Origin of the sequence: Marinobacterium marinum (assembly GCF_013868415.1) — a bacterium.
GTDB classification, from domain to species: Bacteria; Pseudomonadota; Gammaproteobacteria; order Pseudomonadales; family Balneatricaceae; genus Marinobacterium; species Marinobacterium marinum.
This window is the reverse complement of record NZ_JACEMT010000011.1, coordinates 1-211: the sequence shown is the minus strand read 5'-3', so window position 1 is coordinate 211 and position 211 is coordinate 1. Positions and strand designations below refer to the sequence as shown.

At 55.0% G+C, this 211-nt stretch carries 1 protein-coding gene; it reads left to right on the top strand.

Annotated features, from left to right (window positions below; translation table 11 throughout):
• The coding region (locus H1S06_RS00275) for a transposase (RefSeq protein WP_181736292.1) at positions 1 to 211 on the top strand (211 nt) is incomplete at both ends.

Below are 211 nucleotides of genomic sequence, written 5' to 3'. Positions count from 1 at the left end.
GGGCTCACTGGTCGATGCCACCATCATCGAAGCTCCCAGCTCTACCAAGAACAAAACAGGTGAACGTGATCCGGAGATGCACCAAACCAAAAAAGTGAATCAATGGCACTTCGGCATGAAGGCCCACATCGGGGTTGATGCCCGCACTGGCCTCACGCACAGCTTCACGACAACTGCCGCAAACGAGCACGATCTCAATCAGGCTGACCAG